The 22,937-nt window shown below is 64.1% G+C and carries 15 protein-coding genes and 1 pseudogene; 12 read left to right on the top strand and 4 right to left on the bottom strand.

Annotation, left to right across the window (positions count from 1 at the left end):
• The 5 genes and pseudogenes from BM046_RS16520 to BM046_RS13430 form a co-directional block, all read left to right on the top strand.
• A pseudogene (locus BM046_RS16520) lies at nucleotides 1–3,840 on the top strand (hypothetical protein); the annotation flags it as partial.
• Nucleotides 3,841–3,945: 105 nt separating this feature from the next.
• Nucleotides 3,946–5,901, top strand: coding sequence for a TolC family outer membrane protein (locus tag BM046_RS16345; RefSeq protein ID WP_218150040.1), 1,956 nt, complete (start codon nucleotides 3,946–3,948; stop codon nucleotides 5,899–5,901).
• On the top strand, nucleotides 5,898–8,060 hold the full coding sequence (locus BM046_RS13440; RefSeq protein ID WP_090540344.1) for a type I secretion system permease/ATPase: 2,163 nt from the start codon (nucleotides 5,898–5,900) through the stop codon (nucleotides 8,058–8,060). Before BM046_RS16345 ends, BM046_RS13440 begins: the two co-directional genes overlap by 4 nt.
• Nucleotides 8,057–9,268, top strand: coding sequence for an HlyD family type I secretion periplasmic adaptor subunit (locus BM046_RS13435; protein WP_090540342.1), 1,212 nt, complete (start codon nucleotides 8,057–8,059; stop codon nucleotides 9,266–9,268). The genes BM046_RS13440 and BM046_RS13435 overlap by 4 nt, the downstream gene beginning before the upstream one ends.
• A gap of 4 nt (nucleotides 9,269–9,272) precedes the next feature.
• On the top strand, nucleotides 9,273–10,946 hold the full coding sequence (locus tag BM046_RS13430; RefSeq protein ID WP_090540340.1) for a glycoside hydrolase family 88 protein: 1,674 nt from the start codon (nucleotides 9,273–9,275) through the stop codon (nucleotides 10,944–10,946).
• A gap of 63 nt (nucleotides 10,947–11,009) precedes the next feature.
• Here BM046_RS13430 and BM046_RS13425 read toward each other — a convergent pair whose 3' ends face one another.
• The 4 genes from BM046_RS13425 to BM046_RS16515 form a co-directional block, all read right to left on the bottom strand.
• Nucleotides 11,010–11,948 carry a peptidoglycan-binding domain-containing protein gene (locus tag BM046_RS13425; RefSeq protein WP_177197874.1) on the bottom strand — a complete coding sequence of 313 codons (939 nt, stop codon included), beginning with the start codon at nucleotides 11,946–11,948 and terminating at the stop codon, nucleotides 11,010–11,012.
• A gap of 129 nt (nucleotides 11,949–12,077) precedes the next feature.
• Nucleotides 12,078–13,640 (bottom strand): methyl-accepting chemotaxis protein, encoded by a 1,563-nt coding sequence (locus BM046_RS13420; RefSeq protein WP_090540336.1) that lies wholly within the window; start codon nucleotides 13,638–13,640, stop codon nucleotides 12,078–12,080.
• Nucleotides 13,637–14,824 carry a sensor domain-containing protein gene (locus BM046_RS13415; protein ID WP_090540334.1) on the bottom strand — a complete coding sequence of 396 codons (1,188 nt, stop codon included), beginning with the start codon at nucleotides 14,822–14,824 and terminating at the stop codon, nucleotides 13,637–13,639. The genes BM046_RS13420 and BM046_RS13415 overlap by 4 nt, the downstream gene beginning before the upstream one ends.
• A 151-nt stretch (nucleotides 14,825–14,975) precedes the next feature.
• Nucleotides 14,976–15,179 (bottom strand): Flp family type IVb pilin, encoded by a 204-nt coding sequence (locus BM046_RS16515; protein WP_218150039.1) that lies wholly within the window; start codon nucleotides 15,177–15,179, stop codon nucleotides 14,976–14,978.
• 254 nt (nucleotides 15,180–15,433) lie between these two features.
• On the opposite strand from BM046_RS16515, the gene cpaB reads away from it, so the two are divergent.
• Genes cpaB through BM046_RS16165 form a run of 7 tightly spaced genes read left to right on the top strand, consistent with a single transcriptional unit; the run spans nucleotide 15,434 to nucleotide 22,932 of the window.
• Nucleotides 15,434–16,378 (top strand): Flp pilus assembly protein CpaB, encoded by a 945-nt coding sequence (gene cpaB, locus BM046_RS13405; protein WP_090540330.1) that lies wholly within the window; start codon nucleotides 15,434–15,436, stop codon nucleotides 16,376–16,378.
• 11 nt (nucleotides 16,379–16,389) lie between these two features.
• Nucleotides 16,390–17,652 carry a type II and III secretion system protein family protein gene (locus BM046_RS13400; RefSeq protein ID WP_407046226.1) on the top strand — a complete coding sequence of 421 codons (1,263 nt, stop codon included), beginning with the start codon at nucleotides 16,390–16,392 and terminating at the stop codon, nucleotides 17,650–17,652.
• A gap of 10 nt (nucleotides 17,653–17,662) precedes the next feature.
• A complete protein-coding gene (locus tag BM046_RS13395; RefSeq protein ID WP_177197873.1) occupies nucleotides 17,663–18,832 on the top strand; it encodes a pilus assembly protein in 1,170 nt (389 codons plus the stop codon).
• Nucleotides 18,829–20,100 (top strand): CpaF family protein, encoded by a 1,272-nt coding sequence (locus BM046_RS13390; protein WP_090540324.1) that lies wholly within the window; start codon nucleotides 18,829–18,831, stop codon nucleotides 20,098–20,100. The genes BM046_RS13395 and BM046_RS13390 overlap by 4 nt, the downstream gene beginning before the upstream one ends.
• Nucleotides 20,097–20,972, top strand: a complete 876-nt coding sequence (locus BM046_RS13385; protein ID WP_090540322.1) for a type II secretion system F family protein — start codon at nucleotides 20,097–20,099, stop codon at nucleotides 20,970–20,972. The genes BM046_RS13390 and BM046_RS13385 overlap by 4 nt, the downstream gene beginning before the upstream one ends.
• A gap of 2 nt (nucleotides 20,973–20,974) precedes the next feature.
• On the top strand, nucleotides 20,975–21,850 hold the full coding sequence (locus BM046_RS13380) for a type II secretion system F family protein (protein WP_407920447.1): 876 nt from the start codon (nucleotides 20,975–20,977) through the stop codon (nucleotides 21,848–21,850).
• Nucleotides 21,847–22,932, top strand: coding sequence for a tetratricopeptide repeat protein (locus BM046_RS16165; RefSeq protein ID WP_143084199.1), 1,086 nt, complete (start codon nucleotides 21,847–21,849; stop codon nucleotides 22,930–22,932). The genes BM046_RS13380 and BM046_RS16165 overlap by 4 nt, the downstream gene beginning before the upstream one ends.
• Nucleotides 22,933–22,937 lie beyond the last annotated feature (5 nt).

Genomic DNA, 22,937 nt, shown 5'->3' with positions numbered 1-22,937 from the left:
GATGCAGATGCTGATGCGGATGCGGATGCGGATGCGGATGCGGATGCTGATGCGGATGCTGACGCCGATGCTGATGCCGATGCCGATGCCGATGCTGACGCCGACGCGGATGCCGATGCCGATGCCGATGCCGATGCCGACGCGGACGCTGATGCGGATGCCGATGCCGATGCCGACGCTGATGCGGACGCGGACGCGGACGCGGATGCTGATGCCGATGCCGATGCTGATGCCGATGCCGATTCAGATGGCGAGCAGCTGCTTGACCCTGCGGACACGGTGCTCGGTGCTCTGGTTCCTGCCCTGGATAGCGCGCTCGGCCTGAACGGCGCACTCGCTCCCGCTATCAGCGCCACCGAGGGGCTGACCGATCGGCTTAATGACGCACTGCAACCGCTGCTGGGTGGTGAGTTCTACCCGGATGATCCGAACAGCCTCGATCTGCTGGACGAGACTCTCGGCGGCCTGGGAAGCGAGCTGGGAACCCTGCTTGGGCCGCTGGTTTCCGACCTGCTGGGGGGGGACGAGCTGGCGCTGGCGGTACTGGAAAACCTGTTGGGTGGTCAGGTCGACTTCGTCACTGATGGTGTGGCCAACCTGCTGAACGAAGAAGGGCTGCTGGGTGGTGTGCTGGCTGGTCTGGGTCTGGGTGGCCTGATGAATGAACTGACCGACCAGAACGGCGCCCTGGCTGGCCTGCTGGAAGGCTTGCTTGGCGAAGGTAGCCTCGCTGGTGGGCTGCTGGCAGAGCAGGGACTGGTTGGCGGCCTGCTGGCGGAGGACAGTGCCCTGGGGGCACTGCTCGCGGAGAATGGGGTCCTGGGTGGACTCCTGAGCGAGGGCGGACTGCTCGGTGATGTGCTCGCCGAAGGTACGGTATTGGGGGACCTGCTCGACACATTGATCGGTGATCAGGCGCTGCTGAGCGAACTGCTGGCCAATCTGCTGGGCGGAGACGCTGACCTGATCAACCAGCTGTTGGGCGAGTCGAGCCTGATCGGCGACCTGCTGGGAGACACTGGATTGCTGGCCCTGCTCACCGGTTCCGAGGGCGTTGTCGGCAATCTGCTGGAAACCCTGCTCGGTGAAGGCGGTGTGCTGGGTGGGCTGACCGGCGAGAACGGTCTGCTTCCCGACGAACTGCTGGGTACGCTGTTTGGCGATGCCGGGCTGGTTACCAATCTGCTGAACGACCTATTGAGTGCCGGGGCGCTGGCCAGCCTGACGTCCAGCGAAGGCTTGCTCGGCGCCGATGGTGCGCTGGGCGTGCTGCTCGGAGAAGACGGTGCCGTGACGCATCTGCTGCACGGTCTGCTGAACAGCGGCCTGGTGGATAACCCGGCGATGGATATGTTGCTGGGTCGCGATGGCGTGATTTCCGAAGTCCTCAATACCGTGCTTGGCCAGGAAGGACTGCTGAGTGGTGAGGTACTCGGGGGCCTGATCGGCGAGGAAGGCGTGCTCAGCAATCTGCTCGACGGCCTGCTGGGCAGTGATCTTCTGGGCAGTGGGTTAACCGATAGCGAGCTGCTGTCTGGCCTGCTCGGGGAAGGAGGCCTGATAACCGGTCTGTTGAATGATTTGCTCGGCGGTCTGCCGCTCGACAGTCTGCTCGGTAATGATGACGCCCTCGCGGGCCTGCTGGGCAGCGAGGGACTGGTCGCCGGACTGCTCCAGGGCCTGCTGGGCGATGAACTGCCGGGCAGCGACCTGCTGGCGGGCCTGCTTGGCGAGGACGGCCTGGCCGGCCAGCTGTTCGATACCCTGCTGGGAGAGGGCGGGCTGCTCGGCGGCCTGCTTGGCGATATGGGCGGAGACCAGCTGCTGGGCACCCTGCTTGGTGAAGAGGGCATTCTCGGCGACCTGCTGGAGGCCCTGCTGGGCAGCGACGGGTTGCTCAGCGCCCTGTTGGGTGAAAACGGCCTGCTGGGTGACAGCCTCCCCGGCGGTGAGCTGCTGGATGGTCTGCTTGGCAGTGACGGCCTGGCAACAGGGCTGCTGGAAAGCCTGTTCGGCTCGGGCCTGCTGGACAACCTGGCACCGGAGCAGGTAATGGACGGGCTGCTGGGTGAGCAGGGGCTGGTAACCAACCTGATAGATACCCTGGTGGGCGAGAATGGCTTGCTGGGCGGGTTGCTCGGCGATGCTGGCTTGCTGGACGCCGGGCTGGTCGAACAGCTGCTCGACAGTCTGCTGGGGCAGGACGGGCTGGTCACCAGCCTGCTCGGCGGTCTGCTGGGCAATGACCTGCTCGGCGGTCTGACCGGAGAGGGCCTGTTGGCCTCCTTGCTCGATGAGCAGGGATTGGTCAGCAATCTGCTGGATAGTCTGTTGGGTGGCGGTCTGTTGGGAGACAACCCGCTCAACAGCGGATTGCTGGATGGGCTGCTGGGTGAACAGGGCTTGCTGAACGGTCTGCTGGCCGGCGACCTGCTCGGTGGCCTGCTCGGCAGCGAGAATCTGGTAGGGCTTGATCTGCTTGACGTTCTGTTGGGCGATGAGGGGCTGGTCACAGGGCTGCTCAATGGTCTGCTGGGTGGAGAGCTGCCCGGTGCAGACCTGCTGAACAGCGGACTGCTGGACTCGCTGCTGGGCGAAGATGGTCTGGTCACCAACCTGATCAACGGTGTGCTGGGCAACGACCTGCTTGGTGGGGATCTGGTCGGCGCAGATCTGCTGGCCGGGCTGCTGGGTGAGGACGGCCTGGTCGCTGGCCTGCTGGAAGGCGTGCTCGGTGGCGGCCTCCTGGGTGGTGACCTGCTCGGTGACGACCTGCTTGCAGGACTGCTGGGCGACGAGGGGCTGGTGGCTGGTCTGCTTAACGGCCTGCTGGGCGAAGGCGGCCTGTTCGGTGGCGATCTGCTGGGCGGGCTGCTGGGTGGAGACCTGCTCCAGGGGCTGCTTGGGGAAACCGGATTGCTCAGTGGCTTGCTGAGCGAGGGTGGCCTCCTCGGCGGTGTGCTGGATGGTCTGAGCGAGGCCGAAGCTGCCGGACTGCTGAGCAGCCTGCTCGGCGATCAGGGGCTGCTGGGTGGTCTGCTGGGCGAAGGTGGTCTGCTGGGTGGCGGTCTGCTGGAAAGTCTGGGACTGGTCGATACCCTGGACAATCTGCTGGGAAGCCTGCTGGGCGAGAATGGTTTGCTGGGCGGCGTACTCGCTCTGGTGAGCGATGACCAGGGCCTGCTGGGCAACCTGTTTGGGGAGAACAGCCTGCTCGGTGGTCTGCTCGGTGCCGATGGGCTGCTCGGAGGCCTGTTGGGCGGTCTGCTGGGAGGCCTGGGTGGCGTGGTCGGCGGCGTTGGCGATCTGCTGGGGGATCTGCTTGGCGGCCTGCTGGGTGGTCTCGGTGGCGGTCGTGCCGCTGCGCTGGAGGAAGGTCCCACACTGGGTCTGTTCAGCCTCACCTCCGCAGGGGACGCTGACAGCGTGCTGGGCAGTATCCTGGCGCAGGCAGAACTGCCCGCTTCGGCCTCTTCGCCAGGCGCAACCACGGCTTCGCTACAGCCGGATCTGCTGGCGGGGCTGCTGGACCAGCCGCAGGAAATCCATGGTCCGGCAAATGAGGTCGTCGATATTCCCGCTGTTGCCGTGGACATGCCGGATCAGCTGATCGCTGACCTGCTGAGTACGCCGGCCGAGCCGACGGATCTGGAGCAGCTCGTCGACCTGCTGGTTGGCGAGGCATCTTCCGCTGAAACCGTCGCCACAGAGCAGCAAGAGGGCGCGGCTGCGGTGGAAGAGGAGGTCGTGGTGGCAGAGGGGCTGATAGAACCGGTCTTCATGCTGGAGACGGCCAGTCTGGACGACCTGCTGTCGCAGCAAACCGTGCCGGTGATCTAATCCCTGGCTGCCTTGGGTGATGTCGGCAGAAATGGCGTCGGGTTCAAGCCCGACGCCTTTCGTCGTTAAGGGCAACGGATGGAAAGAACAGCGGGAGCAATAGGGATGTGGCAATCAAGGGCGCCCTTCGTGGCGGGGTTCCTGCTGACCTGCGCGGCCGCTGCAGTCGCTGCGCAGACGGCGGAGCCGCCGAGACAGTCGCAGTCTGTAAAGGAATTCGTGCGTCTTGCCGAGATCGAGGGCCAATCGGAAACCGGCTCGGCAGCTGCGGACGCGCAAGTGTCGACCGCGGGAGCGGGTGGGAGTGGAGCACGACCTGTGACCTCGGTGTCGCTGGTTGACCTGGTCGCGCGCGACGGCGATCGCAACGGCTCGGTTACCCGGATCTCCCTGGTGGAGCTGGTGACAGGTGCCGGGCACGAGACGGCTGCCCCGGTTGCACCTGGCCCGTCCACGGTTGAAGTGGCAAGCGCGGAAATACCCAGCCGGATCAGGGACGAGTCCACTTCAGCGGCCGGCGATGCCATTGCGCCCAAACCACTTCTGTCCACTGCCGCGCCGGCACCCGCTGCGGTGACAGCCGCGGCGGCGAGCACGCGCGCAGAGCCCCGGCCGTCTGCACAGTCCGGCGACCGGCCGGCCGAGTTGCCGCCCGCGGCGGACATGGTGCGCACTCCGGCGCCCTACGGACTGCCTGAGCCGGAGGTGCCCACGGAGGCATCGGTATCAGTGCCCCCAGTGCACTGGTCCGACGTATCGACGGAGCCGTTGGCAGCCAGCTTGCCCCGGGCTGCCATGACCCCCGGACCTGCCGGTCCCCTCGGTCTGGAGGAGGCCATTCGCCGCGCGCTGAATGAACACCCGTCCATTACCGAGTCGCTCAGCCGCCTGGAAGCCCAGCATGAGCAGGTCTCCGTCGCCCGAGCGGGGTACTGGCCGCAGTTGCGCACCGGTATCAACAGCGGTTACCGGGACAGCACCGGGCGCTCGGAAGAGGCGCTCACCCTGTCGGCATCACAGATGCTCTACGATTTCGGCAAGGTCTCCAGTGCAGTGCAGGCTGCGGCCAGCGGCGCAGACCGTGAGGCGGCGGGGGTATTGCTGGCCGCCGAGGACCTGATCAGGGAGACTGCCCAGGCCTTCATCGAGGCGCGGCGCTATGAAGCACTGCTGGCGCTGGCCAGTGAACAGATCGAGGCTATTGCGGAGCTGGAGGAGCTGGCGAGCAAGCGCTCAGCTCTGGGGGCCAGCTCGGTATCGGACGAGGTGCAGGCGCGTTCCCGCCGTGAAGCTGCCAAGGCGGTGCATCTGCAGATGCAGGCACAGCGCGACCAATGGTTCCGGGCGCTGGAGAATCTGATCGGCAGTTCCGAACCGGTGGCACTGGATGCAGGTTATCCGCAGCAGCTGGACAATGTCTGTCTGCAGCTGCCGGAGAATTTCGACAATGCGCCCCGGGTGGTGATGGCCGAAGCCGAGCGGGCGGAAGCCGAAGCGGCGATCCGCCAGGCCCGGGCCGACCAGCGTCCGACCCTGTCGCTGAGTGCGGACTACGAGCACTATCTGAATCGTGAGGACAATCGTTTCCAGCAACTGGATGACCAGGAACTGGTGCTGCGCCTGAACCTCACCAGCACCCTGTTCCAGGGCGGTGCCCTGCGGGCCCGCAGCAGGGCCGCGGGGCATGCCTTGCAGAGCGCCACCGCAGCGCGGGATCGGGCCTTGCTCGAACTCTCGCGTTTCTATCGCGAGTCCCGGGATCGCTCGCGCAGTCTGGGTGCCAGCCTGACACTGCAGGACGAACGCTATCAGAGCATCGTCCGTACCCAGGAACTGTATCGTCATCAGTACCTGTCCCTGGGAACCCGCACCCTGCTGGATATCCTCAACACCGAACAGGAAATTTTCCAGACCCGGGTGGACAAGCAGAACACCATCTCCGATCTGCGCAGCCTGCAGATCGACTGCCTGCACAGTGTCGGCAGGTTGCGGGAGGCATTCCGCGCCGGAGCCATGCTGACGGACCGGGTGGCAAGGCGACATGGGGAGGAAGGGGCATGAACGAAACGAATGCCGATGCCGAACGGGCCTGTTTTCCTGCCTGGATCGAGGCGCTGCTGGTGGTGGCGCGTCATTATCGACTGAACTGCTCGGAGGAAAACCTTCGAGTTCAGGCTGCCTGGTCAGCGGGACAGGGCCGGTCCGAGATGCTGGGCCGGCTGGCGCGCCAGATAGGTCTGGGCTGTTGTCTGGTACCCTTTGACCCGCAACAGGTGAGTGCCTGGCGCCTGCCGCTGATAGTTGAGCTGGATGACGGGCAGGTGGGGGTGATCGAGACGCTGGCAGCGGACGGAAGCCTGAGCGTGCGCTGGAGCGGCGACGGCGGTCTGCACAGCACCCTGACCCGCGATCAGCTGGCGGCGCGCGCCCGGACCATGGCAATACTGCGGCCGGTTCGGGCGGTCCCGGACGTACGGGTCGACCAGTACATCCGGCCCTATCAGCCCCACTGGTTCCGCAGCATCGTGCTGGGAGATCTGCGGCCCTATGGGCATGTGATGCTGGCATCGCTGATGGCCAACATGCTGGCCCTGGCCGGTATCCTGTTTTCCCGCCAGGTCTATGACCGGGTCATTCCGGCCGAGTCGATGGCCACCCTGTACGTGCTGTTCGGGGGGGTACTGGTCGCCATGGTGTTCGATTTTCTGCTGCGCTGTGCGCGGGTCCGGGTCACCGATCTGGTTGGCAAACGGGCCGACCTCATCGTCTCCGACCGGGTATTCGGGCATGCCCTGAGAATCAGGAACGGTCAGCGGCCGCGGTCCACCGGTACCTTCATTTCCCAGATAAGGGAGCTCGAGCAGGTACGCGAGCTGATGACCTCGACTACGGTAACCGCCCTGGCGGACCTGCCATTCTTCATCCTGTTCTGCGGCATCCTGTGGTACATCGCCGGTCCGCTGGTGTGGGTGCCCGTAGTGGCCCTGCTGCTGATGGTGGTTCCCGGGCTGCTGGTGCAGAAGCCGCTGCGCCGGCTGGCCGGCGAAGCGATGCGCGAGTCGTCCTTGCGCAGTGCCATGCTGGTGGAGTCGGTGCAGGGTGCGGACGACATCAAGAGCCTGCAGGCCGAGCAGCGTTTTCAGCAGCAGTGGAACCACTACAACGCCGTCACGGCCGAGGTGAATCTGCGCCTGCGGCGCCTCGTAAACACCCTCGGGGTCTGGACTTACAGCCTGCAGAACGGTGTCTTTGCCCTGGTGGTGCTGTTCGGCGCTCCGCTGGTCATGGCCGGTGATCTGTCTGTCGGCTCGCTGGTGGCCGCGTCCATTCTTGCCTCTCGCATGATGGCGCCCATGTCCCAGGTGACGCAGGTGCTGAGTCGCTGGCAGCAGGCGAAGCTGGCCCTCGCCAGCCTCGACAGCATCATGCGTCTGGAGGTGGACGATCCCGGTGTCGAACGCCGGATACATCGACCGGCCATTGCCGGACACTTCCAGCTGCGTCAGGCCGAGTTCCGTTACGCCAGTGGTGCGAGGCCGGCGCTGCGGGTTGATCATCTGGACATTGCCGCCGGGGAGCGGGTCGCGATTCTCGGGCGAAACGGGGCGGGCAAATCAACCCTGCTGCAGGCGCTTGCCGGGTTGATCGAACCTGCCGGCGGCGAGGTTTCCGTAGACGGGGTGCTGTTGGGCCATCTTGACCCGGCGGATGTCCGCCGTGACATCAACCTGTTGAGTCAGGGGGCGCACCTGTTCCACGGTTCGCTGCGGAACAATCTGCTGCTCGGCGCCCCTGATGCCGGAGATGACGAGCTGCTCACCGCCCTGGATATCAGCGGCGCAAGCGAGGTGGTGAAGGCGCTGCCGGGAGGTCTGGACTACATGGTTCAGGAGGGCGGGCTGGGCCTGTCCGGGGGCCAGCGTCAGACCCTGCTGCTGGCAAGATTGCTGGTTCGCCAGCCACGGGTACTGCTGCTCGATGAGCCCACCGCGGCCTATGACGAACTGGCCGAGAAACGCTTCATCGAGCGCCTGCAGCCCTGGCTGGACGGGCGGACTCTGGTGGTGGCAACCCACCGTCAGAGCATTCTTGCCCTGGTCGACCGTATCATCGTGGTGGATAACGGCCGGATCCTGCGCGATGGCAGCAAACAGGACATCCTTGGTCGGCTCCCCGGCAGGGTGGCTCAGGCCGACGACCTGGCGAGGAGCGAGTCATGAAAGGACTGCTGAAACCGAACCGGCGTCCAGCGACTGACGCCGTGCTGCTGCCAGGCGACGACGCTGACAACCGGAGCCTCTCCCGGGCAACCCGCATCACCTGGTTGTCCTCTCTGACAATCGCCGCTCTGCTGATCTGGTCCTACTTCGCCGAGGTGGTAGAGGTATCCACGGGAGACGGGAGGGTCATTCCCATATCCCGCGAGCAGGTAATCCAGTCCTTGGAAGGGGGGATTCTGCTCGATCTGCTGGTACGCGAAGGGGACATCGTCGAGGCCGATCAGGTGCTCGCGCAGATGGACCTTACCAAGACCGAATCCAATGTCGAGGAAAGTGCCTCCCGCTACCGTGCGACCCTGGCTTCGGTAGCGCGTCTGGAAGCGGAGGTGAACGGCACGTCGCTGTCCTTTCCCCGTGAGCTGGATGCCTACCCTGAGCTGATCGCCAGTGAGCGGCGACTGTATCAGACGCGTCGGGAGGGGCTGAATCAGACCCTGGCAGGCGTTCGACGCTCCCTGGCGCTGGTGCGTGAAGAGCTGGGCATCACCGAATCGCTGATGTCGATTGGCGCGGCCAGCAACGTCGAGGTGCTGCGGCTGCGTCGCCAGATCGCCGAGCTTGAACTGAAGGAGGGGGACATCCGTTCCGAGTACATGATTCTGGCGCGGGAGGAATTGGCCAGGGCACGCGCCGAGGCTGCCTCGCTGGAATCGGTGGTTCGCGGCCGACGGGATTCCCTGACCCGGCTCACCATCCGCTCGCCGGTTCGTGGCATCGTGAAGGATATCGAGGTGACGACCCGTGGCGGGGTGATTCCGCCCAATGGCCGCCTGATGGAAATCGTTCCGCTGGGCGACCAGTTGCTGGTGGAGGCCCGGATCTCGCCCCGGGATATCGCCTTCATTCACCCCGGACAGCCAGCCAAGGTCAAGATCACTGCTTACGACTACACGGTCTACGGCGGGCTGGATGGCCAGGTCACCCTGATCTCGCCGGACACCATTCGGGACGAGGCCAAGCCGGACAACGTGTATTACCGGGTCTTCATCCGCACCGAAGGGGATGCGCTGGTCAACCGGCTCGGCACCCGTTTTCCCATAGTGCCGGGCATGATCGCCACCGTGGATATCCGCACCGGACAGAAGACGGTGTTCGATTATCTGATGAAACCGATCAACCAGGCCGGCGAGGCGCTGAGGGAGCGGTGAGTCCATGAATGATCCGCTGTTGCGCTTGCTGGAGTCGTTGCGCCCGGTACTGGCCCGACAGATCGTCAGCCTGCCCGAGCCGTGGCCCCGCTACACCCTGTTCGTCTCACTGTGTGACGGCCGACGTCGGGCACAGGTGATACATGCCACGGGAGAGGACTTCGAGGGGTTGTGGCGACAAGTGATCGAGGCCTGTCGCCAGGCGACGGAGGCACGGAAGCTGAGGGTCCGCTGGCTGCGAGCCGACTGGGTTACCGCAGCCAGTCAGCTGACCTTCAGGACGTTGCGCGGCAGCCTGACAGCCTTCAAGCGCAACTACTTTCGCTACGGTCTGGCACTGGATGCGGGGTTCAGACATGCCTTTCTCGAGGGCGAGCTCAACGGCAATGCCATGCTGTACGGGGGTAACTCGATCGACCACGCGGTGCTCAACGACAGGAACTTCAGGCTCTATACGGCGCGCCGTTTCCCCGATCTCGAGCCCGATCTGGGGGATGACGCGCCCGTCTTCGTGCTGAGTACCGAGGGGCTGTTCTGCGAGAATGATCGCCCCCCTTTACCCCTGTATCCCACCGGTAGGGATGCCGGGCGGCGCGCTATCCCCTGTGATGCGGCCACGGTCCGCAGCATGATCGACCAGGGCGCCAGCTATCTCGCCTCCCAGGTCGATACCAGGGGCCGCTTCAGTTACGGCTGGCACCCGTGCTTCGACCGGCCGATCAGGGCCTATAACGCCTTGCGCCACGCCAGCACGCTGTATGCCATGCTCGAAGCCTGGGAGATCACCCGGGAGGCCTCATTGGCGGCAGCCATTGACCGGGGGCTGACATACCTGAGCACGGAACTGATCCGGTGGCGCACGCTGGCGACGGGCGAACAGGCCGCTTTTCTGGTGGACGCCGGCGGGGAGGTGAAGCTCGGTGGCAATGCGGTCTGTCTGCTGGCGCTGGTAAAATACACCGAGTTACATCGAGACCAGCGCTACCTGCCGCTGCTTGACGCCCTGGCCGAGGGCATCGCCTACATGCAGGATGCTGCCAGTGGCGAGTTCGTGCATGTATTGCATTACCCCTCCCTGGAACTCAAGAGCGCTTTTCGCATCATTTACTACGACGGCGAAGCGGCCTTCGGGCTCATGCGTCTGTATCGGCTGACCGGCAATCAACGGTGGCTGGCAATGGTGGAAAAGGCCTTTGACAGCTTCATCGCCCGCAAGCACTGGAAGGCGCACGACCACTGGCTCGGCTACTGCGTCAACGAGCTTACCCGCTACCGGCCCGAGGAGCGCTACTTCCGTTTCGGCATCCGCAATGTAAAGGACCATCTGGACTTCGTGCTGAAACGAATCACCACCTTCCCGACCCTGCTCGAACTGATGATGGCCGCGCAACAGATGCTGCAGCGACTTCAACACTGCCCCGAGCATCAGCATCTGCTGGATGAGATCGACTTGGAGAAATTCGAGCGGGCCCTGTACTTTCGTGCGGGTTACCTGATGAACGGGCATTTCTGGCCCGAGTACGCCATGTACTTTCGCAACCCGGCACGCATCCTGGGCAGCTTCTTCATCCGCCACCAGGCATTCAGGGTGCGTATCGACGACGTGGAGCACTATCTGTCGGGTTACGCGGCCTACTATCATTTTCTGCAATCGGATGCTGTTGCCGACGCCGAATGAGTCGATGTCTCCGGTCAGAGAGCGCCGGGGTGGCCTGCGGCAGAGACAGGCCACGCCGGGTGATCAGCGGATGCCCAGGGCTTCCAGGCTTTCATAGGTGACTGCACCCACGGCCAGGCCTTGATCGGCCTGGAATTCGGAAAGCGCGGAGATGGTGCGCTTGCCCAGTTTGCCGTCGACATTGCCCAGGGTGTAACCGCGTCGGTTCAACGCCGCCTGCAGGCGACTGATCAGGTCGGGTTTCAGGTCCGAATCACAGACGGCCTGGCGAAGAGCGACCTGAGGCTCACCCTGGTAGCGAGTCACGCTCATGGTCCGGGTCACAGCCGGTTCGGTACGCTCGCGGGTCTGCTCCGGTGTCACCGTCTCGACCTTGGCCAGGGTGGTCAGCTCGGGCTGCACGTCCAGCTCTATTACCTGAGCAGGCTGATCCACTACCCAGCGGGTTACCGTTTCATACACCGCCGGCTCCCGCACCACCCGGGTGGTTTCCGGCGTGACCAGGACCCGAACCTGCACGGTTTCTTCCCTGGCGGGAATTTCTTTGGCACACAGGGCGATAGCGCCACTGCGGGCATATCGGGTACCTGCGGCCTGGCATGGCTCCAGCACGGTCTTGGCCTGCTCCACGGTCAACACCGCGTCCCGCTCCTCATACACGGCCGGTACCACCACTGAGCGTTCGATCTCCGGCTTGACCAGAACCTGTTCGGTTACCTGCTTGTAGGTGGCGGGGATGACCCGGTAGGTCCTGACCCCCTCGCGGGTGACGATCTGCTGCACTCCTTCCTGCAATTGTGCGGGGGTGACCGAGTAGCGGACGCTGGGCTCCTGGACCACCACTTCCACTTCCTCGCGCACCGGGCGAGGAGCCACGGGGGCATGGACCCAGCACTGGCCGGGGGAGATGGCGACCTGATCCGGCTGCTCGGCGGTGAGATCCGCCGCCAGACTGAGGGAGGCGGCAGTCAGTAACGGGGGCAGCCAAAGAAAGGAGCGCATGGGTACTATCCTGAGTCGTTTATCGTATCGAGCGAAATGGTATTGGCTCGCCGGCCAAATCACAAGGCGAGCAGTCCCTGGCGTCAGGCATTGGCGCGGTTGTCCGGGCCTGTTGTGCAAGGGCATCCATCAGCGGTTGAATCTTGCCACCAGTGTGTGCAATGCCTGGGCGGTCTGCTCCATTTCACGGCCGGTCCGGGCCGAATGCTGTGCCAGCTCGGCATTCTGATCCGAGACACTGGCAATGCTGGTGATCTGCCGCGAAATGTCCTCGGCGACATGGGTCTGCTGATTGGACGCCACCGCCATCTGCCTGCTCATGTCATGAATCTGTACTATGGCCCGGGTGATGCCGTCCAGAGCCGTCTGGGTGTCTACCACGTGCACGACACCGGCCTCGGCTTCCCGGCTGCCCTGATGGGCAACGGACACGGCCTGACCGGCGACCTCCTGCAGGGAGGCGATGATGTGCTGGATCTGTTCCGTCGACTCGCGTGTCTTGGCCGCCAGCGATCGCACCTCATCGGCGACCACAGCGAAGCCGCGCCCATGCTCGCCGGCCCTTGCCGCCTCGATAGCGGCATTCAGCGCCAGAAGGTTGGTCTGCTCAGCGATCGAACGGATGATGTCAGCTGCCTGCTGTATGGATTGCGACTCGGCAGCCAGGCCGTCTACCGAGTGGCTGATGTTCCTCACCGTATCCGCCAGTCGCTCGATGACCTGGCGCGTGCTCTGGGCCTGCTGGGCGCCGGTCTGGGTCAGACCGCTGACCTGCTGCGCGGCCCCGGCAGTATCCTGGATGTGTCTGGCCATCTCCGCAATCGAGACCGCCATCTGGTTCATGGCGGTGGCCGCCATATCAGCTTCGTCGCGTTGCTGCCGCAGGGCCGTGGCGGAACGCTCGGCCAGCTCGCCGCTGGTGGAGGCCAGCTCCGAGGTCTGGATGGCAAAATCGTTGAGCCGACTCAGGGCGGTACGGATGCGCGCCTGCTCGCTGATGATCGCCAGTTGCAGTCGTGCGATGGGGGCGGGCTCGTCGCTGTAGGTCAGCGCTATCAGTTCGCTGTCAAAACTGTCGCCGGCGGTTGCCTGCAGGCGTTGGAGTGTCTGCTGCTGGCGGTGCTGGGCCCAGATCTGCAGACCGAACAGCAGAGCGCTGCAGGTTCCCAGGCTCAACCAGTAGTTGCCCTGGGCAAGGGCAGCGGCAGTGATGCCACTTGCCACCAGCGGAGCGGCAAGTCGAGTAGCCAGGTTGCCCAGCGGTCTGCTGGCACGGGGAGCCTGACCTGCCTGCATGCGGCGATAGAGCAGGGTGGCACGCCGGACCTGCTCGGGCTCCGGCTTGACCCGCACTGACTCGTAACCGGTGATCTGGCTGTTTTCCAGAATGGGTGTCACATAGGCGTTGACCCAGTAGTGGTCACCGTTGCGGCAGCGATTCTTGATCACCCCCATCCAGCTGCGCCCGCTCCTGAGGTAGGACCACATGTGGGCGAATACCGCCGGCGGCATGTCCGGGTGGCGTACCACATTATGGGCGCTGCCGATCAGTTCCTCGCGGCTGAAGCCGCTGATCTCGACGAACTCGTCGTTGCAGTAGACGATGATACCCCGCGCATCGGTAGCGGAGATCAGGCGCTGACTGGCAGGAAAGCTGACTTCGACCTGGGTCACTGGTTGATTGTTTTTCATGCTGGAACCCTGTAATTCCCTGGCAGGACGGAGCTTGCCAGCCCGCGGTCGGTAAGTCGATCCGCCGGTACGGGTCGGCCGAACAGATAGCCCTGGAAGGCATGGCAACCGGCGCGGTGCAGATAGTCGAATTGCTCCAGGGTCTCCACGCCCTCGGCAACCACCCGGATGTCCAGCGAATCAGCCAGCGCCAGAATGGCGGCAATGATCTTCTGGTCACGGCTGTCATCCAGTACGCCGTCTACGAAGGAGCGGTCGATCTTGAGCCAGCTGACCGGCAGGTGTTTGACATAGTTCAGCGAGGTACATCCGGTACCGTAGTCGTCCAGCACCAGTTGTACGCCCTGATCCACCAGATTCCTGAGCTGGCGCTGGAGCACCTGGTCCGGACTGCTCAGGGGCAGGGTTTCGGTCAGCTCCAGTTTGAGCCCGGCGGGATCGACGCCCGAGGCGGTGATGGTGTCCTGCAGAACCTCGAAGAAGGTCGGCTCATAGATTTCCCGGGCACTGATGTTGACGCTCAGTTGCCAGTGCCTGCTGTGGGGGGCCCGCTGCCATGCCGCCAGTTGTGCGCAGGCCGTCTGCATAATCCACTGACCGATGCCGACAATCTTGCCGTTACGCTCGGCGATGGGCATGAAGTCGCCTGGCGAGATCAGCCCCAGGCCGGCATGCTGCCAGCGTACCAGGGCTTCCATACCCAGCACGGCGCGGTTCGCATCCACTATCGGCTGATAGTGCAACGCCAGTTCGCGGCGCTGGATGGCACCGTTCAGCGCCTGTTCGAGCAGGCGCTGGCGGTTGCACAGGGCCGGATGTGTCGCTTCGCTCTCGGTTATATCCTTGAGGAAGAACAGCCAGCCGGCGGCGCTGTCATTCTCCGTGGTCAGAGTGACTTCGGCGGTCCTTTCACCGAGGCAGGGATGGTGATAATGCAGTGAGCACACGGTGGGCCCGTCCACGCTGGTATCGTGGCTGAGCTGGGCGAGCAGGGTGTCGAGTTCGGACAGACAGGTCTGTTCCAGACGTGAGCCAAGCAGAAGATCCGAGGGGTACCCCAGGGTGGCGCACAACTGGGGATTGACGAAGCACAGGCGGCGCTGACGGTCTATACGCCCGGCCATGACAGGCGCATGCAACAGTGCTCGATCCATCGCATGGCTCAGGGGTACCACAATGCGCATCGGCAGCTGCTCCTCGGCGTCCTTTCTGACGCAAGCCGGCCGGAATGAGAAGTTACCGTTCAGTACATTCCAGTACAAACTGGTAACTGGAAAACGACTCTATAAAGCCCACGACCTGTAAATGATAGTACAGGTCGTGAGTCCATTGGTCTCAGGGGCTTGGGCGAGCATCGCTCAGCGTCTCTTTGATAGTCTTAAAGATATCCGAAAGTTCGAGGCCAATAGCCTGTGCGCCGCCGATGATGACCACTGCAATCAGGCCTGCAATCAGCGCATATTCAATGGCCGAGGCGCCATCTTCGCGCTTGATAAACGAACGCAGTTTTTCCATCATGGTTACAACTTTGATACTCATGTTTTATCTCCCCCTATCCGGTTTGGCAGAGCTGGTGCAGTTATAAGTCGGATAATAGACGAGTCCGCAGCTTCCTTAACTAGGCAATTCTGACTACCTGCAATTAACTATTCCCTAGGTGCTATATCGATCTGGCGATGTGAGGCCTTGGCATGGGTGGCTAGAATCACCGCGATGTCCATGCGCGCGCATTACCGGCGACAGCGCATGGTGCTCGTCTGAATCCGTACAGGGCTATCAAGGAGCGTGCCGGGATGAACAGTCGTGTGACCATGGTGCTGGCAGGCGTGCTGCTTCTGGGAGCCGGGATCGCCGGTTACTGGGGACTGACCCTTAGCCAGCCTGCCCCAGAGGTGGAGGCGAGCCCCGTATCGGCGCCGGAAGCCACCGTTGATCTGTCCAGTCTTTCCCGCATACCGCAGACCGAGGTGGTCGAACGGGTGCCCGTGGTTATGCTCGCCCGCGCCGTGCCGGCCATGGCACAGATAAGTGCCGAGGATCTGCTGGTAGAAACCCTGCGGGTTGCCCCGCCGGGCAGCTTCTCCGATCCGGGTGAGCTGGTGGGCCGGATCGTCTGGCGGGATCTGCCCGCCGGAACCGTGCTCAATGCCGGCAGTTTCGAATCAGGTGGCCCTCTGGCCCGCATGATCAGGCCGGAAGAACGTGCACTGGCCATTCAGGTGGATGAAGTGATCAGTGCCGGGGGCCATATCCAGCCGGGCGATTACGTCGATGTACTGCTGTTTCTTCGCGAGGACGAGCGCAATACCGACCGTACCGTACAGGTTGTGGTGCCTGCGTTGCGTGTGCTCAGCCTGGGTAACGCGCTGGGCGCCGATCGTACCGGCGAGCCATTGACGGTTCCGCCCGATGAGCAGGAGGGCCGAGCAAGCCGTCGGGCGGAGCAGCCCCGCACTGCGGTGCTGGCATTGCCGGAGGCGCTGCTGACCCGCTTCATGCTCGCCAGCGAGGTCGGCAAGTTGCGGCTGGCGGTACGCAGCATCGATGAAAAGCGCCTGGCGCAATACCAGTCCGGCAAGGCGCTGGAAGACAGGGTCGATGAACTCAACCGGCAGCTGTTCCAGTTCGAGAAACTGGCGCTGCGTCAGAGCGCGCGTCCGCAGCCGGGCCTGGTTCCGGCGCGTCCGGCCGGGATTCCGGTCTACCACGGCAGTGATGTTTCCCGCCAACACCCCTGAGCCAGTCAAGGATGCAGACCATGCTGATCAAGAACCTCCATCGAGCCCTTGCAATGCTGGGCCTTGCCGTTTCCTGTCTGGGCAATGCCCAGGCGGCGACACAGGGCGCCCAGGGCTGCCCCGGGATGGCCCAGCTGCCGGCCACGCTGGAGGTGCGGCAGGGGCATCACCGGCAACTGCAGCTGCCGGTGGCGGTGACCCGCGTGGCGGTGGGTAATCCGGAGGTGGCCGAGGCCCGGGTGCTGGACCGAAACAATGTACTGCTGCTGGCCACGGGGCCGGGGGTAACCTCGGTCAGTCTGTGGACGCGCTGCGCCGCGACGCCACATCAGAGCATGCTGTTTGTCGAGGGCGAGGCAACCGCGGCGCTGGCCCATCCGCTGGTGCCGGCCCCCACGGAATCGCCGTTACCCAGCCAGGTGCAGACCGATATCCGCTTTGTCGAGGTCAACCGAACCAAGCTGAAGGAAGTCGGAATACGGATCTTCGGAACCCAGTCGAACAACTTCCTGTTCGGCTCACCCGGCACCGCTCCGGGCAGCGTGCCCGTTGGTGGGGTCAGCGGACTGACGCCGGGTGCCCAGGTGCCATTGTCCAGCGATGGGTTCAATATTGTCTGGGGCGGAGGTAGCAGCAAGTTCCTTGGCGCTCTCAACGCCCTGGAGAACAGCGGATTCGCCTACACCCTGTCCCGGCCCAGCCTGGTTGCGCTCAGCGGTCAGAGCGCCAGTTTCCTTGCCGGCGGTGAGTTCCCGGTGCCCATCCCCAGCAGCGGCAGCGATTCGCTGTCGATCGAGTACAAGCAGTACGGTATCCGCCTGAATATCACGCCCACGGTGATCGACCGCAATCGTATCCATCTGAAGGTGGCGCCGGAGGTCAGTGAGCTGGATTACTCCGCTGGTGTGGTGATTTCCGGTACTCAGGTGCCGGCGCTCAATGTGCGGCGCACCGACACCAGCATATCGCTGGCCGACGGCGAGAGCCTGGTGATCAGCGGCCTGATCAATACCAGCAATCGTGCGGTCGTGGACAAGCTGCCCGGCCTGGGCGACATCCCGGTACTCGGCGCCTTCTTTCGCAATGCGGGAATGCAGCGAGAGGAAAAGGAACTGCTGATGATCGTTACGCCACGCCTGGTCAATCCGCTGGCGGCAAACGCGCCCCAGCCGGAGTTGCCCGGGGAGGCGCTGCGCACCTACGACCCGTCGGCACTGCAGATGCTGCTGATGGAGAATGGTGATTTCGATCCGGCTAACGGGCTGTCCTGGTAAGGAGGTGGTGATGCGAACGTTTCTGGCCTGCACGTCCCAGGAAAGCGATATCAGCTGGTTGCAGGGTGCCCTTTCCGAGATGGGGCATGTGCTGCGGGTCGGTCAGCGTCTGGACGCCCTGTTCGCGCTCATCGAGGCGACCGGCGCGACCCTGGTCTTCGTGGGCATGGACAGGAACAACATGTCCAGCCAGTGCGCCCTTATCGAGAGTCTGCTTGAAGCCAAGCCGCTGCTGGCTGTGGTGGTGATCGGTGACGGCTTCGACAATGAACTGGTGATTGCCGCCATGCGCGCCGGGGCCAAGGACTTCATTACCGCGGGATTGCGTAGCAGCGAGGTCAGCGGACTGGTCCGGCGTATTACCGATCGTCTGCCGGCGCTGCCGGTGCGCAGGGAGCAGGGGCGTCTGATACTGCTGGTAGGCAACCAGCCGGATGCCGATGCGGCGCTGGTGGCGGCGCACCTGGCACTGCGGATGCAACGCCCCGATCAGCGTACCCTGCTGGTGGATCTCGGTGTTCCCACCGCTGAAAGTCTGGACGTGCTGGGTCTGGAACCGAGCTTTGTCTTCTCCGACGCGGTGCGCAACCTGCGCCGTATTGATCGCAGCCTTATCGACAGTGCCTTCGTGGCCCACGACAGCGGTCTGCGAGTGCTGCCGGCGGGGCCCGGCGACGGAAGGCTGGAGCATTACAGCAGCTCCGAGCTCTTTCTGCTGACCGCGACCCTGAGGCAGAACTTCGAGCACGTGGTAATGAATCTGATCGGACAGCCGGACAGCGAAATGCTGCGCAATTTCGTGGCCCAGGCCGATCGTGTGTGCTGGTATGTGGATCCCAGCGTCAGCTGCTGTCGGCGCAACCTGGAGCTGCTGTCGCAGTGGCGGGTCGATGGCGTCAAGCTCGAGCATGCTCAACTGCTGGTGGATCGCTACTACACCAGTGTGGCGCCCGCGGCCAAGGTACTGGCCCGCACCTTCGAAATGCCGTTGTTGGCGGCGTTACCGGCCAGTGCCGAGCTGCGACTGCGTGCCCGCAACCAGCGCGGCACCTTCTTTCAGCTGGCGCCCCGGGATGCCCTGACCCGGGCTGTCGGCGAGCTGGCGACGGCGCTGGCGCCCGGTGCCCCGACCAAGCGGCCCGGTGGGCTGCTGCGGCGACTGGCTGGGGGGTGGTCATGAACCGGTCGCCGCAGGCCGGGCTGGTACCGGGGGTGGCCGAGCTGAAGTCCCGGTTGCATCGCTACATCATCGAGCAGCTGGAGGATGAGAGCGATAACCTGCTCGAAGGGCCGCGCACGGCGCTGGTGCGTTTCGTTGCCGCCAAGGTAGGTGACTACACCCGACAGTCCCACTTCGCCATTTCCCGCTATGAGCTGGACCGCCTTACCGAGGAACTGGTTGATGAACTGGTGGGTTTCGGTCCTCTGGAGGTGCTGCTGCGCGACCACAGCGTGAGCGAGATCCTCGTCAACGGTCCGCATCGTATCTTCATCGAGCGCAGTGGTGTGTTGCATCACAGTGATCTGCGCTTCATGGATGACCAGCATCTCCTGCGCGTCATCCAGCGCATCCTGGCGCCGTTGGGCCGCCGCCTCGATGAGTCCTCACCCATGGTTGATGCCCGTCTGCCTGATGGCAGCCGGATCAACGCGGTGATTCCGCCGGTGGCGCTGGATGGTCCCTGCCTGTCGGTCAGGAAGTTCAGTCGGGATATGCTCAGGAGCTCCGACCTGCTGGCATCCCGCTCGCTGGACCAGGCGATCCTGGATTTTCTGCGCCTGATGGTGAGCCGTCGCTGCAACGTGCTGGTGAGTGGCGGGACCGGCACCGGCAAGACCACCATGCTCAATATGCTCAGCCAGATGATCGACCCCCGTGAGCGGATCGTCACCATAGAGGACACCGCCGAGCTGCAGCTCAAGCATGATCATGTGGTGCGCCTGGAAACCCGACCACCGAATGCCGACGGCCACGGTGAGGTCAGCGCCCGCGAGCTGGTACGCAACGCCCTGCGCATGCGACCGGACCGCATCGTGCTGGGCGAGATCCGCGGTGTGGAAGTGCTTGATGTACTGACTGCCATGAACACCGGGCATGACGGCTCCATGAGTACTGTCCACGCCAACAATGCCCAGGATGCCCTGCTGCGTCTGGAAACGCTGGTTGGTCTGTCCGGCATACAGGTGCACGACCGCACCATGCGCCAGACCATCTGTTCGGCCATAGACGTGGTGATACAGCTCACCCGCACCAGTGATGGGCGCCGTTGTGTAGCGGAGGTTCTGGAGGTGGTCGGACTACGGGATAACCAGTATGTGACCAATACCCTGTTCCGTCTGGATACAGGCATTCACGGTGGATTCGTACGTGAGGCGGTCAACCCGGCCGGGGAAAAGTTGCGTGGCAGCCACCCCGGCATGGGTCTGTCGGGGATGTACGGGCAATGAATCCGGCGCTCTGGCTTGGGCTGATCCTGCTGCTGGGCAGTCTCTGGCTGCTGCACCGGGGGCTGCGGCAGGCGGCCTCGGAGAAGGTAGTGCAGCGGCTGGTGACTGACCAGACCCCGGCCGGTGGCGTGTCCATGAGCCGGCTGCAGCGCGAGCTGCTGCGTTCGGGGTTGCAGCTGCCCGGTTGGATGGTGGTGCTGATGCTCGGACTCTGGTTGCTGATTGTGCTGCTGGGTTGGCTGACAGGCGGTTGGCTGGCCCTGCTGGTACTGTTGCCATTGCCGCCGCTGATGCTGCGGATGTACATGCTGTGGCAGGCCAGTCGGCGCCTGCAACGCATGATTCAGCAGTTGCCGGCTTTTCTCGATCACGTGGTGCGCAGCCTCAAATCGGGGCGTACGCTCGGGGACGGCATGCTGCTGAGCATGGCGAGCAGCCAGGAGCCCTTGCATGGGGCCCTCGAGCGCACCCGTAATGCCGTGCAGCGGGGCATGCCGCTGGCGGAGGCCATGGCGGATTTCGCCGAGCTTTATGAGCGCGAGGAGTTCCACATCCTGACCATGGGGGTGGCGGTGAATCAGCGCTACGGCGGCAATGCGGTCGAGCTGCTGAACAACCTGATCACGCTGATCCGTGATCGGGAGCGCGCCGCCAGGCAATTGCGCGCGCTGACCGGGGAAACCCGGATCAGTGCCATAGTGCTCGGCTGCATGCCGCTGGCCATGGCGGGGTACCTGTTTCTCAGCAACCCGCAGATGCTGTTGGGCATGTGGGCGCAACCGGGTGGACGTCTGGTGCTGATGGTCGCCTTTGGCCTGCAGCTCATTGGCACCTGGCTGCTGTGGCGCATGATGAGGAGTATCACGCGATGAACCTGATACTGCTGAGCGCCCTGTTGCTGGCAGGCGCTGGAGGCCTGCTGCTGGTCGTCGGGTTGCGCGAGCAGCTGGCCACCCGGCGGATGATGGCCCGGCTGGGTGACAGCGGCAGGGGCGGTTCGGCACTGATGCAGCTGGGCGAACGCGCTGGCGCCAACCGACTGGGCAAGGCAGACCCGGAAACCCTGGTGCTGCTGGACCAGCTGGGATGGCGCAGTCGTCGCCGGCGAATGCTGTTCTTTTGTATTCAGGCCGGGTTGCCCCTCGGTCTCACCCTGATCGCCATACTGCTGCAGATGGGCATGGCAGAGCCGCCGCGTCTTCCCTGGGTGGCCCCGTTCGTCGCTTTTGCGGTGGGCTTTCTGGTCCCCAAACGAGTACTGGCGGCCCGGGTTCGGCAGCGGCAGGAGCGGTTGGCGCAGGAGGTCTCATTGATGATTCCCATGCTGCGCATGCTGTTCGACGTCGGGATGACCGTGGAGCAGGCACTGCGGGTGCTTGCCAGCGAAGGTGAGCGCATTCTGCCGGAGTTGAGCCGCGAACTGTGCCAGGTACTCCATCGAGTGGATGCCGGTCTGGAGCTGGGACAGGAGCTGCGCGAGCTGGCGGAGTTACTGCGGGTGGACGACCTCACCGACTGTTGCACCATTCTGGTTCAGCTGCTTTATCAGGGTGGCGGCGCCATGGCTTCCCTCTTGTCGTTGAAGGAATTGCTCGACGATCGGCGCATGACCACCCTGCAGGAGCGGGTCTCCAGGATGTCGGCGAAGATGTCGGTTGTGATGATGCTGTTTCTGTTCCCGGCGCTGCTTATCGTACTGGCGGGTCCGGGTTTTGTCGCAATTATCAAGGCTTTGGGAGAGATGGGATGAAACGAGCCACCGCGCTGCTGCTGCTGGCGGGAAGCCTGGCGGGATGTGCCAGTCACTCGGCAGGCGAGTCGCCCTGGCTGGTCGAGCGGGATGTTGGTGTGACCAGGCAGTGCGACCCCTTGACGGCCGATCAGGAGCTGGTGCTGGGCCTGTCCGGCGAAATGGCCAGCGCCGGCCGGCGACACGCTGCGCTGGCCAATCTCGAACGCCTGCCGGGTGATCTGCCTCAGGTGCGCCTGCACAAGGCCCGTCTGCTGCGCATCCTCGGCCACGGTAATGAAGCAGAGACGCTCTATCGCAGTCTGCTGGGCAGCTGCCTGAGCGCTCAGGCCAACCACGGGCTGGGGCAGATCGAAGCCAGTCGTGCAAAGCATTCCGAGGCTCAGCGCTACCTGCGCACGGCATCGGCTCTGGCGCCGGCTGACAGTGCCATCCGCAATGATCTGGGCGTGGTTTACATGAACCAGCGGCGGCTGGCCGAAGCGCGATTCGAATTGCTGACGGCCATGGAGCTTGAGGAGGGAAGCCAGCGCGCTGCTCAGAACATGCTTACCCTGCTGCTTTATCAGGGTAACTGGCAGGCAGCTCAGGAGCTCGTGGCGGCCCGGGGGCTGACCAGCAGCGATTTCAGCCGCGCCGAGCAGCGTGCCCGCAGCATGCAGCGTGAGGATGCTCCATCCTCGGCTCCAGCTCCAGCTCCAGCTCCAGCTCCAGCTCCAGCGTCGGCCGCCCCACCCCTGGTTACTCCTGAACCGGCGGGCATGGCGGCTGCGGTCGCTTCACTGAGCGGGACCCCGGTGCAGCGCGGCATCACTGCCGCCGAGGTTCGGCCAGCCTCCCCAGTGGGGACAGAGCAACCGCTCCGGCCGCAGCCCGCTGCGACCCGTACGGAGCCTGCACCCGTGCGCAAGGCGATGCCGCTGGCAGCGGCGGTGCGTGCCTGGTCCGAAGCGGATGGTTCCGCTGAAGCTGATTCCCCATCCCGGAGTGGGGCCGGCGCAACGCATTCCCGCGCCCTGGTGTGCGGTTCTGCCCGCGGACCTGCCGGGGAGCCAAGGCTCGTGGAATGCCAACCTGAATAGAGGAT

This window comes from Halopseudomonas formosensis (assembly GCF_900115905.1).
Taxonomy (GTDB): Bacteria; Pseudomonadota; Gammaproteobacteria; order Pseudomonadales; family Pseudomonadaceae; genus Halopseudomonas; species Halopseudomonas formosensis.
Note: the sequence above shows the minus strand (reverse complement) of the source record. Positions and strands in the feature narration are given on the sequence as shown.

Coding starts and splice junctions, on each gene's coding strand:
- BM046_RS16345 (WP_218150040.1), top strand. CDS start 3,946: ATGTGGCAATCAAGGGCGCCCTTCGTGGCGGGGTTCCTGCTGACCTGC.
- BM046_RS13440 (WP_090540344.1), top strand. CDS start 5,898: ATGAACGAAACGAATGCCGATGCCGAACGGGCCTGTTTTCCTGCCTGG.
- BM046_RS13435 (WP_090540342.1), top strand. CDS start 8,057: ATGAAAGGACTGCTGAAACCGAACCGGCGTCCAGCGACTGACGCCGTG.
- BM046_RS13430 (WP_090540340.1), top strand. CDS start 9,273: ATGAATGATCCGCTGTTGCGCTTGCTGGAGTCGTTGCGCCCGGTACTG.
- BM046_RS13425 (WP_177197874.1), bottom strand. CDS start 11,948: ATGCGCTCCTTTCTTTGGCTGCCCCCGTTACTGACTGCCGCCTCCCTC.
- BM046_RS13420 (WP_090540336.1), bottom strand. CDS start 13,640: ATGAAAAACAATCAACCAGTGACCCAGGTCGAAGTCAGCTTTCCTGCC.
- BM046_RS13415 (WP_090540334.1), bottom strand. CDS start 14,824: ATGCGCATTGTGGTACCCCTGAGCCATGCGATGGATCGAGCACTGTTG.
- BM046_RS16515 (WP_218150039.1), bottom strand. CDS start 15,179: ATGAGTATCAAAGTTGTAACCATGATGGAAAAACTGCGTTCGTTTATC.
- cpaB (WP_090540330.1), top strand. CDS start 15,434: ATGAACAGTCGTGTGACCATGGTGCTGGCAGGCGTGCTGCTTCTGGGA.
- BM046_RS13400 (WP_407046226.1), top strand. CDS start 16,390: ATGCAGACCATGCTGATCAAGAACCTCCATCGAGCCCTTGCAATGCTG.
- BM046_RS13395 (WP_177197873.1), top strand. CDS start 17,663: ATGCGAACGTTTCTGGCCTGCACGTCCCAGGAAAGCGATATCAGCTGG.
- BM046_RS13390 (WP_090540324.1), top strand. CDS start 18,829: ATGAACCGGTCGCCGCAGGCCGGGCTGGTACCGGGGGTGGCCGAGCTG.
- BM046_RS13385 (WP_090540322.1), top strand. CDS start 20,097: ATGAATCCGGCGCTCTGGCTTGGGCTGATCCTGCTGCTGGGCAGTCTC.
- BM046_RS16165 (WP_143084199.1), top strand. CDS start 21,847: ATGAAACGAGCCACCGCGCTGCTGCTGCTGGCGGGAAGCCTGGCGGGA.